10 protein-coding genes are annotated in these 16,081 nt (G+C 71.1%); 8 read left to right on the plus strand and 2 right to left on the minus strand.

The window, feature by feature from the left end:
• Positions 1 to 144: 144 nt before the first annotated feature.
• Complete coding sequence (locus OG276_RS10815; RefSeq protein ID WP_266904327.1) at positions 145 to 651, minus strand: hypothetical protein; 507 nt, start codon at positions 649 to 651, stop codon at positions 145 to 147.
• 324 nt (positions 652 to 975) lie between these two features.
• Here OG276_RS10815 and OG276_RS10820 point away from each other — a divergent pair, with 324 nt between their 5' ends.
• The 5 genes from OG276_RS10820 to OG276_RS10840 all read left to right on the plus strand — a co-directional run bounded on the left by OG276_RS10820 (position 976) and on the right by OG276_RS10840 (position 9,629).
• On the plus strand, positions 976 to 2,970 hold the full coding sequence (locus OG276_RS10820; protein ID WP_266904329.1) for an alpha-1,4-glucan--maltose-1-phosphate maltosyltransferase: 1,995 nt from the start codon (positions 976 to 978) through the stop codon (positions 2,968 to 2,970).
• Positions 2,967 to 4,661, plus strand: coding sequence for a maltose alpha-D-glucosyltransferase (treS, locus tag OG276_RS10825; protein ID WP_266904332.1), 1,695 nt, complete (start codon positions 2,967 to 2,969; stop codon positions 4,659 to 4,661). Before OG276_RS10820 ends, treS begins: the two co-directional genes overlap by 4 nt.
• 171 nt (positions 4,662 to 4,832) lie before the next feature.
• On the plus strand, positions 4,833 to 6,287 hold the full coding sequence (locus tag OG276_RS10830) for a phosphotransferase (RefSeq protein WP_266904334.1): 1,455 nt from the start codon (positions 4,833 to 4,835) through the stop codon (positions 6,285 to 6,287).
• Positions 6,284 to 8,608, plus strand: coding sequence for a 1,4-alpha-glucan branching enzyme (glgB, locus tag OG276_RS10835; RefSeq protein ID WP_323182326.1), 2,325 nt, complete (start codon positions 6,284 to 6,286; stop codon positions 8,606 to 8,608). Before OG276_RS10830 ends, glgB begins: the two co-directional genes overlap by 4 nt.
• Before the next feature lie 397 nt (positions 8,609 to 9,005).
• Positions 9,006 to 9,629, plus strand: a complete 624-nt coding sequence (locus OG276_RS10840) for a helix-turn-helix domain-containing protein (protein ID WP_266904336.1) — start codon at positions 9,006 to 9,008, stop codon at positions 9,627 to 9,629.
• Between the two features lie 185 nt (positions 9,630 to 9,814).
• On the opposite strand, the gene OG276_RS10845 is transcribed toward OG276_RS10840, so the two are convergent.
• Entirely contained in the window at positions 9,815 to 10,840 is a 1,026-nt protein-coding gene (locus OG276_RS10845; RefSeq protein ID WP_266904338.1) for an ATP-dependent 6-phosphofructokinase, read from the minus strand.
• Between the two features lie 298 nt (positions 10,841 to 11,138).
• On the opposite strand from OG276_RS10845, the gene pta reads away from it, so the two are divergent.
• The 3 genes from pta to pyk all read left to right on the plus strand — a co-directional run bounded on the left by pta (position 11,139) and on the right by pyk (position 16,004).
• The gene (gene pta, locus OG276_RS10850; protein ID WP_266904340.1) at positions 11,139 to 13,220 is read left to right on the plus strand and encodes a phosphate acetyltransferase; all 2,082 of its coding nucleotides are present in this window, start codon (positions 11,139 to 11,141) and stop codon (positions 13,218 to 13,220) included.
• A 75-nt stretch (positions 13,221 to 13,295) separates the two neighbouring features.
• A complete protein-coding gene (locus OG276_RS10855; RefSeq protein ID WP_266904342.1) occupies positions 13,296 to 14,510 on the plus strand; it encodes an acetate/propionate family kinase in 1,215 nt (404 codons plus the stop codon).
• 63 nt (positions 14,511 to 14,573) lie between these two features.
• Positions 14,574 to 16,004, plus strand: coding sequence for a pyruvate kinase (pyk, locus tag OG276_RS10860; RefSeq protein ID WP_266904344.1), 1,431 nt, complete (start codon positions 14,574 to 14,576; stop codon positions 16,002 to 16,004).
• Positions 16,005 to 16,081: the final 77 nt, after the last annotated feature.

Genomic DNA, 16,081 nt, shown 5'->3' on the forward strand with positions numbered 1-16,081 from the left:
TTACGGATCGGAGCGGCCGCACCACGCTGTGCACCGCGAGCGTCACCCTCGGAAGGCTAGCGCCCTCCCCTTCCCCCGACCATGGCGCCTCCAGCGGGCCTCCACCGACTGCGCGCACCTCCGGAGCCGTTGGCACCCCCGGGGTCACGCGGAGCCCGGCCCCGCGTCCACGTTCCATTGCGGCGGGAGTTCGCCGTCGCAGAAGACGCACACGAACCAGTCGTCGCGGACCACGTTGCACGCGCCGCAGGAGGTGCACCGGCGGAAGACCACGGCGTGGGTGAAGGCCGCCGGGTGGCGGATGCCCGCCCGGTCCAGGGCCGCGGCGACGGCCGGCCAGGCCGTCAGGTCGGGGCAGTAGCCGGTGGACAGGTTGCTCACCTCCACGGCGCTCCAGCCGGTCGCCGGATCCCGCGCGAAGCTGATCTCGCCCGCCGCCCGGACGGGGGCGCCGCCCGCGCACGCGACGTGCTCGCTGCGGCGCGGGGCGATCCGCAGCAGGCCCGGGGCGTCCACCACGTAGGTGTGCGGCTCGCCCGGGTCGCCCTCCAGGTCCGCCGCCGTGCGGACGGCCCGCCCGCGCGCTTCGGGCCGTACGGTCTCGGCCAGTTCGGGCGGGCCCGTGTAGCGGAAGAGCGGAGAGGTTGACATCCGTTAGTCCTATCCGAGTTGACGGAGCATCGGCAGGTGTCGGGCCGCGGCGGCCGGGCAGGCGTTCCACTACATACGAGTAGTTAACCGAACACCCGGGTTGGGCCGGGCAGGAGTGGGAAGGGCTCCTCGGGTACAGCGCACGGCGCACCCCGGAACCGCCTCCCCGCCACCCGAGTGAACGCGGACAGGAGCGGCCATGCCCGCAGCCCAGCCGTCTTCCGAGCGGCTAGAAACAGAGCGAACAGAGCGTGCACTACCAGCTGCCTTGCCGGCTGGCCTGTTGTCACCGAGCCCTGCGAACTGCCCCCAGGTGATCCCATCATGATCGGTCGCATTCCCGTGCTGGACGTCCGCCCCGCCGTCGACTGCGGCGTCAGACCCGCCAAGGCGGTCGTGGACGAGGTCTTCGAGATTTCCGCCACCGTGTTCCGCGAGGGGCACGACGCCGTGGCGGCCCATGTCGTGCTCCGAGATCCGAGCGGGCGGCTGCGGCCCCCCGTGCCCCTGTCCGAGCTCGCTCCCGGCACCGACCGGTGGGGGGCGCGGGTGTCCGCCGAGGTCGAGGGGAAGTGGACCTACACCGTCGAGGCGTGGAGCGACCCGGTGGGCACCTGGCGGGCCCACGCGGCGGTGAAGATCCCGGCCGGGATCGACACCGGGCTCACCCTCCTGGAGGGCGCCGAGCTCTACGAGCGGGCCGCCGCCAAGATCCCCAAGCGGGACGGCCGCGAGCACGTGCTGGCCGCCGCCGACGTGATGCGCGACGAGGACCGGCCCGTCGCCGAGCGGTACGCCGCCGCCCTCGGCCCGCGGATCGACGCGCTGCTCGCGAAGCGCCCGCTCCGGGAGCTGGTGACGGCCTCCAAGCCGCTGCCGCTGCTGATCGAGCGCAAGCGGGCCCTCTTCGGGTCCTGGTACGAGATGTTCCCCCGGTCGGAGGGGGCGGTGCTGGAGCCCGGCGGGGCTCCCGTCAGCGGAACCTTCCGCACCGCCGCGGAGCGGCTGCCGGCGGTCGCCGCGATGGGCTTCGACGTGGTGTACCTGCCGCCCATCCACCCGATCGGGAGCACCTACCGCAAGGGCCCGAACAACACGCTGTCCGCCGGGAGTTGGGATCCGGGCGTGCCCTGGGCCATCGGCTCCACCGAGGGCGGCCACGACGCGGTCCACCCGGAGCTCGGCACCCTGGAGGACTTCGACGCCTTCGTCGCCAAGGCCCGCGAGCTGCGCATCGAGGTGGCGCTCGACTTCGCCCTGCAGTGCTCCCCGGACCACCCGTGGGTGGAGAAGCACCCGGAGTGGTTCCGCCACCGCGCCGACGGGACGATCGCGTACGCGGAGAACCCGCCGAAGAAGTACCAGGACATCGTCCCCATCCACTTCGACTCCGACATGGCCGGCATCGTCGAGGAGACGGTGCGGATCCTGCGGCACTGGATGGAGCACGGCGTCCGGATCTTCCGGGTCGACAACCCGCACACCAAGCCGGTGGTCTTCTGGCAGAAGGTGATCGCGGATATCAACAAGTCCGACCCCGACGTGATCTTCCTCGCCGAGGCCTTCACCCGCCCGGCGATGATGCGGGCGCTGGCCGCCGTCGGCTTCCAGCAGTCCTACACGTACTTCACCTGGCGCAACACCAAGGCCGAGCTGACCGAGTACGTGACCGAGCTCGCGGACACCGCCTCCGCCTCCGTCATGCGGCCGAATTTCTTCGTCAACACCCCCGACATCCTGCACGCATACCTTCAGCACGGCGGCCGCCCCGCCTTCGAGATCCGCGCCGTCCTCGCCGCCACGCTCTCCCCCACCTGGGGGGTCTACGCCGGCTACGAGCTCTGCGAGAACACCCCGGTCAAGGAGGGCAGCGAGGAGTACCTGAACTCCGAGAAGTACGAGCTGCGCCCGCGCGACTGGGCCGCCGCCGACCGCGAGGGCCGCTCCATCGCCCCGCTGATCACCTCCCTGAACCGGCTGCGCCGCCGCAACCCGGCGCTCCAGCAGCTGCGCGACATCCATTTCCACCCGACCGACAACGAACAGGTGATCGCCTATTCGAAGCACGCGGGGAGCAATTCCGTACTGGTGGTCGTCAACCTCGATCCGCACCACACCCAGGAGGCGACGGTCTCGTTGGACATGCCGGTACTCGGCCTCGACTGGCACGGGTCCCTCGCGGTGCGCGACGAGCTCACCGGCGAGACCTATCACTGGGGCAGGGCCAACTACGTGCGCCTGGAACCGGGCCGCACGCCCGCGCACGTTCTGGCGGCTCTGCGACCGTCCCCGCCCACCGGAGGGTCACCCATCTCATGATGATCAACGATCCCGTCCCCGACACCTTCGAGGACACCCCCGCCAAGGACCGCGATCCCGACTGGTTCAAGCGGGCGGTCTTCTACGAGGTCCTCGTACGGTCCTTCCACGACAGCAACGGCGACGGCGTGGGTGACCTCAAGGGGCTCACCGCCAAACTGGACTACCTCCAGTGGCTCGGCGTCGACTGCCTGTGGCTCCCGCCGTTCTTCGCCTCCCCCCTGCGCGACGGGGGCTACGACGTCGCCGACTACACCTCAGTGCTGCCCGAATTCGGCGACCTCGCCGACTTCGTGGAGTTCGTGGACGCGGCGCACACCCGCGGCATGCGGGTGATCATCGACTTCGTGATGAACCACACGAGCGATCAGCACGAGTGGTTCCAGCAGTCCCGCAAGGACCCGGACGGGCCCTACGGCGACTACTACATGTGGGCCGACAACGACAAGCAGTTCCAGGACGCCCGCATCATCTTCGTCGACACCGAGACGTCGAACTGGACGTACGACCCGGTCCGCAAGCAGTACTACTGGCACCGGTTCTTCTCCCACCAGCCGGACCTCAACTACGAGAACCCGGCCGTGGTCGAGGAGATCGTCTCCGCGCTGCGCTTCTGGCTCGACCTCGGCATCGACGGCTTCCGCCTCGACGCCGTGCCCTACCTGTACGCCGAGGAGGGCACCAACTGCGAGAACCTGCCGCGCACGCACACCCTCCTCAAGGCGGTCCGCGCCGAGATCGACGCGCACTACCCGGACACGGTGCTGCTCGCCGAGGCCAACCAGTGGCCCGAGGACGTCGTCGACTACTTCGGGGACTTCCAGAAGGGCGGGGACGAGTGCCACATGGCCTTCCACTTCCCCGTCATGCCGCGCATCTTCATGGCGGTGCGAAGAGAGTCCCGCTACCCCGTCTCCGAAATCCTGGCGAAGACCCCGGCGATCCCGGACCGCTGCCAGTGGGGCATCTTCCTGCGCAACCACGACGAGCTCACGCTCGAAATGGTCACGGACGAAGAGCGCGACTACATGTACGCCGAGTACGCCAAGGACCCGCGGATGCGGGCCAACATCGGCATCCGGCGCCGGCTCGCCCCCCTGCTGGACAACGACCGCAACCAGATGGAGCTGTTCACCGCCCTGCTGCTGTCGCTGCCCGGTTCGCCGGTGCTGTACTACGGCGACGAGATCGGCATGGGCGACAACATCTGGCTCGGCGACCGCGACGGCGTGCGCACGCCGATGCAGTGGACCCCGGACCGCAACGCCGGTTTCTCCTCGTGCGATCCGGGCAGGCTGAACCTGCCGGTCATCATGGACCCGGTCCACGGGTACCAGGTGACCAATGTCGAAGCGGCGATGGCATCACCGTCTTCGCTGCTGCACTGGACCCGCCGGATGATCGAGGTCCGCAAGGCCAACCCGGCCTTCGGACTCGGCTCGTACACCGAACTGCCGTCGACCAACCCGGCGGTGCTGGCCTTCCTCCGTGAGTACGGGGACGACCTGGTGCTGTGCGTGCACAACTTCTCGCGCTTCGCGCAGCCCACCGAGCTGGACCTGCGGTCGTTCAACGGGCGGGTCCCGGTGGAACTCACCGGCGACGTCCGCTTCCCGCCGATCGGCGAATGGCCGTACCTGCTGACCCTGGCGGGCCACGGCTTCTACTGGTTCCGCCTGCGCTCGGAGTGAAGACCCGCTCGCGGTGACGACGCACGAGGTGCACGAGGGCGGGCGAATGGGTCAATCGCCCGCCCCTGTACGGACCTTTCTGACCCGACACTCGCTCACACCGGAGAAGCAATCAGCACGATCCGGGACACTCTGCGCATTCTTGACGGCCCGGGGAAAGGACGCGACGCCATGTCGGAGGCTGCATCCGCCCGGGATCGGCTCACCGCCGACCGGGCAACCGGGCTCGGGCTCGGGCTCGGCCCACTGGAGCCGATGCTGCGGGCCTGGCTGCCCGCGCAGCGCTGGTTCGCGGGCAAGGGCCGTGCCATCGGGCGGCTCAGGACCATCTCGGCGGCCGAACTGCTCCCGCCCGGGGCCGCCCCCGGACTGCTGCACCTGCTGCTCGACGTCGACGGGGACTGCTACCAGCTCCTGCTCGGCGTCCGCCCGAGCCCACTGCCGCCGGCCCTGGCGCCCGCGCTGATCGGCCGCGCCGAGCAGGGCCCGTACGCCGGCCAGTCGGTCTACGAAGGGCTGGGCGATCCGCGGCTCGCCTCGCTGCTGCTGGAGCGGCTGCGCTCCCCCGGCACCCTGGGCCCGCTGCGCTTCGACCGGGATCCGGCCGCCGTGATCCCCGAGGCACCCACACCCCGGCCGCTGTCCGGGGAACAGACCAACTCCTCGCTGATCTACGGGGATTCGTACATCCTGAAGATCTTCAGACGGGTCGGCCCCGGGGTGAACCCCGACCTGGAGCTGCCCCGGGCCCTGGCCGCGGCCGGCTGCACCCGGGTGCCCGCGCCGGTCGCCTGGTACGAGGCCGAGCTGCCCGGCTCCGAACCGCTGACCCTGGGCGTGCTCCAGCCGTACCTGCGCGGCTCCGACGACGGCTGGCAGCTCGCGCTGCACCGGCTGCGCACCGGAGCCGACTTCACCGCCGAGGCGCACGCGCTGGGCCGGGCCACCGCCGAGGTGCACAGCGCGCTGGCCGGGGCCCTGCCCACCGTCGCGCTGGGCCCGGAGCAGACGGCCCGCCTCGCCGCCGGGATGACGGCCCGGCTCGCCGCCACCGCCCGCGAGGTACCGGCCCTGCGTCCCTACGAGGCGGGGCTGCGCGGGGCCTTCGACGCGCTGGCCGCCTCCCGCGGGGCCGGGGTGTCCGCCCAGCGGATCCACGGGGACCTGCACCTGGGCCAGACCCTGCGCACCCTGGACGGCAGCTGGGCGCTGATCGACTTCGAGGGCGAGCCGGCCCGGCCGCTGGCCGACCGGCGCCGTCCCGAACCGGCGGTCCGGGACATCGCCGGAATACTGCGCTCCTTCGACTACGCGGCCCGCTCGCACCGGCCGTTCGCCCCCGCCTGGGCGGACGACTGCCGGGCCGCCTTCTGCGAGGGCTACGCCCGCACGACCGGCCGGGACCCGCGCGAGGACCCCGTCCTGCTGCGCGCCTACGAGACCGACAAGGCGGTGTACGAGGCCCGCTACGAGTCCCGGCACCGGCCCGACTGGCTGCACGTGCCGATGGCGGCGATCCGGCGGCTGTCGGAGCCACAGCGTCCCCCCTCCCACCGCACGCATCCCCCCGTCCCCGGATCCACCACCCCCCACCACCCGAAGCCCCCGAGGAGGCCGCTCGCGTGAGCGCCGCACGACAGCCGTCACCGCCCGTCCGCGACGAAGCCCAGACCGCCGTTTCCGGCGCCGCCGGCGCCTCCACCGAAACGGGCGTGAAGAAGCCCCGGGCCCCCAGGGCCCGGAAGGCGGCCCCGCCGCGCGGGGTCCGGCCGGTGCCGGCGCTGGGCGCGCAGGAGCGGGCCCGGCTGCTGGAGGGCCGCCACCACGATCCGCACGCGGTGCTCGGGGCCCGCACCCAGCGGGGCGGGGTGTCCTTCCGGGTGCTGCGTCCGTACGCGAAGGCGGTGACCATCGTCGCCAAGGGGCTGCGGGCCGAGCTCCTGGAAGAGGGCGACGGGCTGTTCGCCGGGCTGCTGCCGCTGACCGGGGTGCCGGACTACCGGCTGCTGGTGACGTACGACAGCGACGAGGTGGAGGTCCACGACCCCTACCGGTTCCTGCCCGCGCTCGGCGAGCTCGACCTGCACCTGATCGGCGAGGGCCGGCACGAGGAGCTGTGGACGGCGCTCGGCTCGGAGCCGATGGAGCACCAGGGCGTGGCGGGCACCCGGTTCACGGTGTGGGCGCCGAACGCGCAGGGGGTCCGGGTCAGCGGGGACTTCTCGTACTGGGACTCGGTCGCCTACCCGATGCGCTCGCTCGGGGCGACCGGCGTGTGGGAGCTGTTCCTGCCCGGCGTCGGCGAGGGCGCCCTGTACAAGTACGACATCACCCGCCCGGACGGCTCGCACACCCTGCGCGCCGACCCGATGGCCAAGCACGCCGAGGTCCCGCCGGCGAACGCCTCGGTGGTGACGGCCTCCTCCTACGTCTGGCAGGACGCCGACTGGATGGCCTCGCGCGGGGAGCGCCCGCCCCACCAGGCCCCCTTCTCGGTGTACGAGCTGCACCTGGCGTCCTGGCGGCCCGGCCTCTCCTACCGCCAGCTGGCCGAGCAGCTCCCGGCGTACGTGACGGAGCTCGGCTTCACGCACGTGGAGCTGATGCCGGTCGCCGAGCACCCCTTCGGCGGCTCCTGGGGCTACCAGGTCACCGGCTTCTTCGCGCCGACCTCGCGGATGGGCACCCCGGACGACTTCCGCTTCCTGGTGGACGCGCTGCACCGGGCCGGGATCGGGGTGATCGTCGACTGGGTGCCGGCGCACTTCCCGCGCGACGACTGGGCGCTCGCCGAGTTCGACGGCCGGCCGCTGTACGAGCACCACGACCCGCAGCGGGCCGCGCACCCGGACTGGGGGACGCTGGAGTTCGACTACGGGCGCCGGGAGGTCCGCAACTTCCTCGTGGCCAACGCCGTGTACTGGTGCCAGGAGTTCCACGTGGACGGGCTGCGCGTGGACGCGGTGGCCTCGATGCTCTACCTCGACTACTCGCGCAAGGACGGCGAGTGGACGCCCAACGAGCACGGCGGGCGGGAGAACCTGGACGCGATGGCCTTCCTCCAGGAGATGAACGCCACCGTCTACCGGCGCTGCCCGGGCGTGGTGACGATCGCCGAGGAGTCCACGGCGTGGCCGGGCGTCACCCAGCCCACCGACGCGGGCGGGCTCGGCTTCGGCCTGAAGTGGAACATGGGCTGGATGCACGACACCCTGCGCTACGCGTCGAAGGAGTCGGTGCACCGCAAGTACCACCACCACGACATGACCTTCGGGATGGTCTACGCGTTCAGCGAGAACTACGTGCTGCCGATCTCCCACGACGAGGTGGTGCACGGCAAGGGCTCGCTGGTGTCGAAGATGCCCGGAGACTGGTGGCAGCAGCGGGCGGCGCACCGGGCGTACCTGGGCTTCATGTGGGCCCACCCGGGCAAGCAGCTGCTCTTCATGGGGCAGGAGTTCGCGCAGGGTTCGGAGTGGTCCGAGACGTACGGCCCCGACTGGTGGCTGCTGGACTCCTCGTACGCGGCGGCCGGTGACCACCGGGGCGTACGCAGCCTCGTGGGCGACCTGAACCGCACCTACCGGGCGGCTCCGGCCCTGTGGGAGCGGGACACGGTGCCGGAGGGGTTCGCGTGGGTGGAGGCGGACGCGGCGGAGGACAACGTCTTCGCCTTCCTCCGCTTCGCGCAGGACGGCTCGCAGCTGCTGTGCGTCTCGAACTTCTCGCCGGTGGTCCGGCACGGGTACCGGATCGGCGTCCCGGAGGAGGTCCCGCTGTGGCGGGAGGTCCTCAACACCGACCAGCAGCTCTACGGCGGCAGCGGCGTCCACCACACCCAGCCCCTGCGCCCCGAACCGGTCCCCGCCCAGGGCCGCGCGGCGAGCCTGCGCCTGACCCTCCCGCCCCTGGCGACGGTCTGGCTCGGTCCGATGCCGCGGCGGTAGCCGCCGGGATTCTTCCGGCCCCCGGAGAGGGGGTCGCGGAGGCCCTCGCCACCCCCGTGAGCGAGGGCCTCCGCCTCATGGAGCACGGAGCGGTCCGGTGGCCGGTTCGGGTCCTTCCGCTCCTGTGAGAGGGATCACGCACAGGGCTATCGCCGGGGGCGGCCGGAACCGTACGCTGGGAAGTGGATCACCTGCGCGTGACAGATCGATCCGATTACCGGACAGTCGCAGGGAAAACCGTCCAAACTCCTTTACTCCGTAGGACGTTCCTACGAGTTATGGGCTTGTTTGATTGGTCTGTAGTCGCCGAGCCTCGGCCACTCCTACGGTGTGCCATGTGCACTCCAGCCCCCCTTTCAATGCCCCCGCCGCGCGTCGTCTCCGCGCTGCCCTGGGCATGGCTCCCGGTCATGTCGCCTATGGCCTGCGCGCCCAGTACGGACTGCTCGTCACTCCCGAGACCGTGATGGCGTGGGAGCGTGGCGAGATTTCGCCCACCTCCCCCGAGGTCACCGCTCTGGCCGGCGTGCTCTGGTGTTCCCCCGGCGAGCTGCTCGCGGAGCCCGTCACCCTGCGGGAGCACCGCATCGCCCGGGGCCTGGCCGCCGATGACCTGGCCCGCCGGGTCGGGGTGGAGGCGGGTGCGTACCAGAAGATGGAGGACACCGGCCGCTGGAAGGGCAACGAGCGGCAGTCCGCCGCGCTGGCGACGGCCCTGGGGCTGACGCTGGCCCAGTTCGTGACGGCGACCGGCAAGCACGAGGAGCTGGCCGAGCTGCTGCGCAGCGCGGTGACCACGCGCTGGCAGGCGTACGCGAAGCCGCTGTCCAAGCTGCTTCCGGTGCCCAAGGCGCACCTGGAGCGGGTGCTGGAGCAGCTGCACGCCGAGTACCAGTCGCGGATGGTGGCGACCCTGAGCTGGGGCACGGGTCAGGGCGAGGCCGGCAGCGGCGACTCGGGACGTGAGTACCTCAGCGACATCGTGGAGCGGTTCTGGTACCTCGCGGGGGGTGCGTCGTAGGACACATTCCGCCCGCGGGCTCCCTACGGGAAAGGCCCCGACCGCCGTCCGGACGAGGACGCGGTCGGGGCCTTTCGGCGCTCGAAGTCGGGGCGGGGGTCCCGCCCCCGGGGCCGGTCGGCGGCGATGCCGGCCGGGCCTTTCGGCGGCCGGACCGGTGACGGAAGTCCCGGCCGCCGGGACGGTCAGAAGACGGACTCGGCCTCGTACATGCGCTCCTCGGGGACGGTCTTCAGCTCGGTGACGGCGTCGGCCAGCGGGGCCATGACGATGTCGGTGCCGCGCAGGGCGGTCATGTTGCCGAAGTCGCCGCGGTGGACGCCCTCGACCGCGTGCCAGCCGAAGCGGGTCGCGAGGACGCGGTCGTAGGCGGTGGGGGTGCCGCCGCGCTGGACGTGACCGAGGATGACCGGGCGGGCTTCCTTGCCCAGGCGCCGCTCCAGCTCGACGGCGAGGCGGTTGCCGATGCCGGCGAAGCGCTCGTGGCCGTACTGGTCGATCGCGCCCTTCTCGTACGGCATGGAGCCCTCGCCGGGGTGCGCGCCCTCGGCCACGCAGATGACGGCGAACTTCTTGCCGCGGGCGAACCGTTCCTCCACCATCTTGACCAGGGCGTCCACCTCGAAGGGGCGCTCCGGCAGGCAGATGCCGTGGGCGCCGCCGGCCATGCCCGATTCCAGGGCGATCCAGCCCGCGTGCCGGCCCATGACCTCGACGACCATGACGCGCTGGTGCGATTCGGCGGTGGTCTTGAGGCGGTCGATGGCCTCCGTGGCGACCATGACGGCGGTGTCGAAGCCGAAGGTGCGGTCGGTGGAGGAGATGTCGTTGTCGATGGTCTTCGGGACGCCGACGACCGGCATGCCGGCGTCCGACAGCATCCGGGCGGCCGTCAGGGTGCCCTCGCCGCCGATCGGGATCAGGGCGTCGATGCCGTAGCGCTTGGCCAGTTCGGCGGCGTTCTCGGCCGCTTCGTGGAGGCGTGCGCGCTCCATGCGGGCCGATCCGAGGATCGTGCCGCCGCGGGCGAGGATGCCGCTGACGGCGTTGATGTCGAGGGGGCGGTAGTTGCCGTCGAGGAGGCCCTTGAAGCCGTCCTCGAAGCCGATGACCTCGTCCCCGTGCCCGACCACGGCGCGGTGTACGACCGACCGGATGACAGCGTTGAGGCCCGGGCAGTCGCCGCCTGCGGTGAGAACTCCGATACGCATCGTGCTGTGTCTCCTGCTCCTGGTCGTACCTGGCCGTTCGCGTGCGGGCGTCCAGCCGACGACGTACATATGAGGTGCCTTATGAAGGGCGTATTGGTGAAGCCTGTCCGATTGTTCCATGGGCCCCGGGTGGAGCGCGCTCCGTGGCACTGCGCCCGCGGGGTGCCCCCAGGGCCTTTCGACCCCCTCGGACAGGCCCTTCTCCCGGCGGGCGACCTACGGAATCACAGGGGTATTGTCAAGAGGTCAACCCCATATTTACTGGGACAACCGAGTCGAATTGGGACGGAGAGCACGCGTGACGCGCAGCGTGTACGTGACGGGTATCGAGCGGGGGGACGGCCGCCAGGTCGTCGAGCTGGGCATCATGGAGCTCCTGACCCGCCAGACCGGCCGGGTCGGCGTGTACCGCCCCCTGCTGCACGACGGGCCCGACCGGCTCTTCGACCTGCTCAAGGGCCGGTACCGGATCGAGCAGGACGCCTCGACGGCCTACGGCATGGAGTACCACGAGGCCTCCGCCATCCTGGCCGAGAAGGGCACCGACGAACTGGTCTCCCAGCTCGTGGGCCGCTATCACAAGGTGGCCCGCGACTACGAGGTCATGCTGGTCCTCGGCACCGACTACGCCGACACCAACCTCCCGGACGAGTTGGCGCTCAACGCCCGCCTCGCCAACGAGCTGGGCGCACTGGTCATCCCCGTCGTGGGCGGCACCAAGCACCCCGCCGAGGCCGTGCGCGCCGAGACCCGCAACGCCTACCGCGCGTACGAGAGCCTGGGCTGCCACGTGGGCGCGATGGTCGTCAACCGGGTGGCCCCCGAGGACCGCGACGCGATAGCCGAGCGCCTGGCCGCCAGACTCCCCGTGCCCTGCTACGTCCTGCCGGACGACAAGCACCTGTCCGCCCCGACGGTCGCCCAGATCACCCGGGCGCTCGGCGGCGAGGTCCTCCTCGGCGACGAGGCCGGACTGGCCCGCGACGCCCTGGACTTCGTCTTCGGCGGGGCCATGCTGCCCAACTTCCTCAACGCCCTGACCCCCGGCTGCCTGGTCGTCACCCCCGGGGACCGCTCCGACCTGGTCATCGGCGCGCTCGCCGCGCACACCTCCGGCACCCCGCCGATCGCCGGCGTGCTGCTGACGCTGAACGAGCGCCCGGGCAAGGACATCCTGACGCTGGCCTCCAAGCTGGCGCCGGGCACCCCGGTGGTCTCGGTGGCGGGCAACAGCTTCCCGACGGCCGCCGAACTCTTCGCGCTGCAGAGCCGGCTGAACTCCGCGACCCCGCGCAAGCTGGAGACCGCGCTCGGCCTGTTCGAGCGCCACGTGAACACCGCCGAGCTGCGCGAGGTGCTCTCGGTGGCCCGCTCCGAGCGGGTCACCCCGATGATGTTCGAGAACCAGCTGCTGGAGCAGGCCCGGGCCGAGCGCCGCCGCGTGGTCCTCCCCGAGGGCACCGAGGAGCGCGTGCTGCGCGCCGCGGACGTGGTGCTGCGCCGCGGGGTCTGCGACCTCACCCTGCTGGGCGAGGAGCAGGCGATCCTGAAGAAGGCCGCCGACCTGGGCATCGACATCTCGGCCGCCCAGCTCATCGACCCGGCCACCTCCCCGCTGCGGGAACGGTTCGCCGAGTACTACGCCAAGGCCCGCGCCCACAAGGGCATGACGGTCGAGCTGGCCCACGACGTGGTCACCGACGTCAACTACTTCGGCACCCTGATGGTCCAGGAGGGCCTCGCCGACGGCATGGTCTCCGGTTCGGTGCACTCCACCGCCGCCACCATCCGCCCGGCCTTCGAGATCATCAAGACCAAGCCCGACGCGTCCATCGTCTCCTCGGTCTTCTTCATGTGCCTGGCCGACAGGGTCCTCGCGTACGGCGACTGCGCCGTGAACCCGGACCCCAACGCCGAGCAGCTCGCCGACATCGCCGTCCAGTCGGCCACCACCGCCGCCGCGTTCGGCCTGGAGCCGCGGATCGCGATGCTCTCGTACTCCACCGGCACCTCCGGCACGGGCGCGGACGTGGACAAGGTCCGCAAGGCCACCGAGATCGTCCGCGCGCTCCGTCCCGACCTGCTGATCGAGGGGCCGATCCAGTACGACGCCGCCGTGGAGCCCTCGGTCGCCGCGACCAAGCTGCCCGAGTCCGAGGTGGCCGGCCGCGCGACGGTGCTGATCTTCCCGGACCTCAACACCGGCAACAACACGTACAAGGCCGTGCAGCGCTCGGCCGGCGCCGTGGCGGTCGGCCCGGTGCTGCAGGGTCTGCGCAAGCCCGTCAACGACCTCTCGCGCGGCGCCCTGGTCCAGGACATCGTCACCACCGTGGCCATCACCGCGATCCAGGCGCAGTCCCAGCCCGTGGCCGGCTGAGCCCGTGGCCGCTGAGCCCGTGGCCGGCTGAGCCCTCCCCCACCGAGACCCCACCGCAAAGGAAAGACCCTCACCGTGACCGCATCGCGCGTACTCGTCCTCAACTCCGGCTCCTCGTCGGTGAAGTACCAGCTGCTCGACATGGCGGACTCCTCCCGCCTGGCGGTCGGCCTGGTGGAGCGCATCGGCGAGGAGACCTCCCGGCTCAGTCACGAGCCGCTGACCGGGCCGGGGGCCGCGGGCGGCAAGCGCGTGACGAACGGTCCGATCGCCGACCACGGGGCGGCGCTGCGGGCCGTCGCGGCGGAGCTCGCCGCCGACGGGCTGGGCCTGGACTCGCCCGAGCTGGCGGCCGTGGGCCACCGGGTGGTGCACGGCGGGACGAAGTTCACGCACCCGACGCTGATCGACGACGCGGTCCTGGCCGAGATCCGCGCCCTGATCCCGCTCGCCCCGCTGCACAACCCGGCGAACGTGACCGGCATCGAGGTGGCGCGGGAGCTGCGCCCCGACCTGCCGCAGGTCGCCGTCTTCGACACGGCCTTCCACTCGACCATGCCGGAGCACGTGGCGCGGTACGCGATCGACGCCGCGACGGCCGACAAGTACTCCATCCGGCGGTACGGGTTCCACGGCACCTCGCACGCCTACGTCGCCCGGGCCACGGCCCGCCTCCTCGGCAAGGCCGAGGAGGACGTGAACGTGATCGTGCTCCACCTGGGCAACGGCGCCTCGGCCTCGGCCGTGCACGGCGGGGTGTGCGTGGAGACCTCCATGGGGCTGACCCCGCTGGAGGGCCTGGTCATGGGCACCCGCTCGGGCGATCTGGACCCGGCCGTCGTCTTCCACCTGGCCCGGGTCGGGGGCATGTCCATCGACGAGATCGACTCGCTGCTCAACAAGAAGAGCGGTCTGCTGGGTCTGTGCGGCGACAACGACATGCGCGAGGTCCAGCGGCGGGCGGCGGAGGGCGACGCCTCCGCCCGGCTGGCGCTGGCCTCGTACATCCACCGTCTGAAGAAGTACATCGGCGCCTACTCGGCGGTACTCGGCCGGGTGGACGCGGTGGCCTTCACCGCGGGCGTGGGCGAGAACTCCTCCGACATCCGGGAGATGGCCCTGGCCGGTCTGGCCGAACTGGGCCTGGCGCTCGACCTGGAGGCGAACTCGGTACGGTCCTCCGAGCCGCGCCTGGTGTCCGCGGAATACGCCCGGGTGGCCGTGGCCGTGGTCCCGACGGACGAGGAACTGGAGATCGCCAGCCAGACGTACGCGCTGGTTACCCGGTAGTCACTTTGGACTTTCCGCCAGACGGAATATTCCGCTACGAAACAAACCGATAGGATCCGCTCCATGCGCCGTTCCAAAATCGTCTGCACGCTGGGCCCCGCCGTCGACTCTTACGAGCAGCTGAAAGCTCTCGTAGAGGCCGGTATGAACGTGGCCCGATTCAACTTCAGCCACGGCTCCCAGGCAGAACACCAGGAGCGGTACGACCGCGTCCGGAAGGTCTCCGAGGACACCGGGCGTGCCGTCGGCGTCCTCGCCGACCTCCAGGGCCCGAAGATCCGCCTGGAGACCTTCGCCGAGGGTCCCGTCGAGCTCGTCCGCGGTGACGAGTTCACCATCACCACCGAAGACGTCCCGGGTGACAAGTCGATCTGCGGCACGACCTACAAGGGTCTGCCGGGCGACGTCTCCAAGGGCGACCAGGTCCTGATCAACGACGGCAACGTCGAGCTCCGGGTGACCGAGGTCGAGGGCCCCCGGGTCAAGACCATCGTCATCGAGGGCGGTGTCATCTCGGACCACAAGGGCATCAACCTGCCGGGTGCCGCCGTCAACGTCCCCGCCCTGTCGGAAAAGGACATCGACGACCTGCGCTTCGCGCTGCGGATGGGCTGCGACATGGTCGCCCTCTCCTTCGTGCGTGACGCCAACGACGTCAAGGACGTCCACAAGGTCATGGACGAGGAGGGCCGCCGGGTCCCCGTCATCGCCAAGGTCGAGAAGCCGCAGGCCGTCGCCAACATGGAGGGCGTCGTCGCGGCCTTCGACGCGGTCATGGTCGCCCGTGGCGACCTCGCCGTCGAGTACCCGCTCGAAAAGGTCCCGATGGTGCAGAAGCGCCTCGTGGAGATGTGCCGCCGCAACGCCAAGCCGGTGATCGTCGCGACCCAGATGATGGAGTCGATGATCACCAACTCGCGCCCGACGCGCGCGGAGGCCTCCGACGTCGCCAACGCGATCCTCGACGGTGCGGACGCGGTCATGCTGTCCGCCGAGTCCTCGGTCGGCGCCTACCCGATCGAGACCGTCAAGACGATGTCGAGGATCGTCGAGGCGGCCGAGGAGGAGCTCCTGTCCAAGGGCCTGCAGCCGCTGGTCCCGGGCAAGAAGCCCCGTACCCAGGGCGGCTCCGTCGCCCGCGCGGCCTGCGAGATCGCGGACTTCCTGGACGGCAAGGCCCTGGTCGCCTTCACCCACTCCGGTGACACCGCCCGCCGCCTGTCGCGTTACCGCACGAACCAGCCGATCCTGGCCTTCACCACCGACGAGGGCACCCGCAACCAGCTCACGCTGAGCTGGGGCGTCGAGTCCTACGTCGTCCCGCACGTGGACAACACTGACTCCATGGTCGACCTGGTGGACGTGGAGATGCTCAAGCTCAAGCGGTACAACAAGGGCGACACCATGATCATCACCGCCGGCTCGCCCCCCGGCGTCCCGGGCACGACCAACATGGTCCGGGTCCACCACCTGGGCAGCGGCGCCCGCGACTGATCTCGCACCGCCGCACCGCTCCACACGTAAGACTCTGCCGCACAGAGACCGAGGGCGGCACCCCGATCCGATGAGGA

This window comes from Streptomyces sp. NBC_00086 (assembly GCF_026343255.1).
In the GTDB taxonomy this organism is placed as follows: domain Bacteria; phylum Actinomycetota; class Actinomycetes; order Streptomycetales; family Streptomycetaceae; genus Streptomyces.

Bases quoted from the DNA above. Each gene is read 5' to 3' on its own strand.
- OG276_RS10840 (WP_266904336.1), top strand. From the start codon at position 9,006: ATGGCTCCCGGTCATGTCGCCTATGGCCTGCGCGCCCAGTACGGACTG.
- OG276_RS10845 (WP_266904338.1), bottom strand. From the start codon at position 10,840: ATGCGTATCGGAGTTCTCACCGCAGGCGGCGACTGCCCGGGCCTCAAC.
- OG276_RS10815 (WP_266904327.1), bottom strand. From the start codon at position 651: ATGTCAACCTCTCCGCTCTTCCGCTACACGGGCCCGCCCGAACTGGCC.
- pyk (WP_266904344.1), top strand. From the start codon at position 14,574: ATGCGCCGTTCCAAAATCGTCTGCACGCTGGGCCCCGCCGTCGACTCT.
- OG276_RS10820 (WP_266904329.1), top strand. From the start codon at position 976: ATGATCGGTCGCATTCCCGTGCTGGACGTCCGCCCCGCCGTCGACTGC.
- OG276_RS10830 (WP_266904334.1), top strand. From the start codon at position 4,833: ATGTCGGAGGCTGCATCCGCCCGGGATCGGCTCACCGCCGACCGGGCA.
- treS (WP_266904332.1), top strand. From the start codon at position 2,967: ATGATGATCAACGATCCCGTCCCCGACACCTTCGAGGACACCCCCGCC.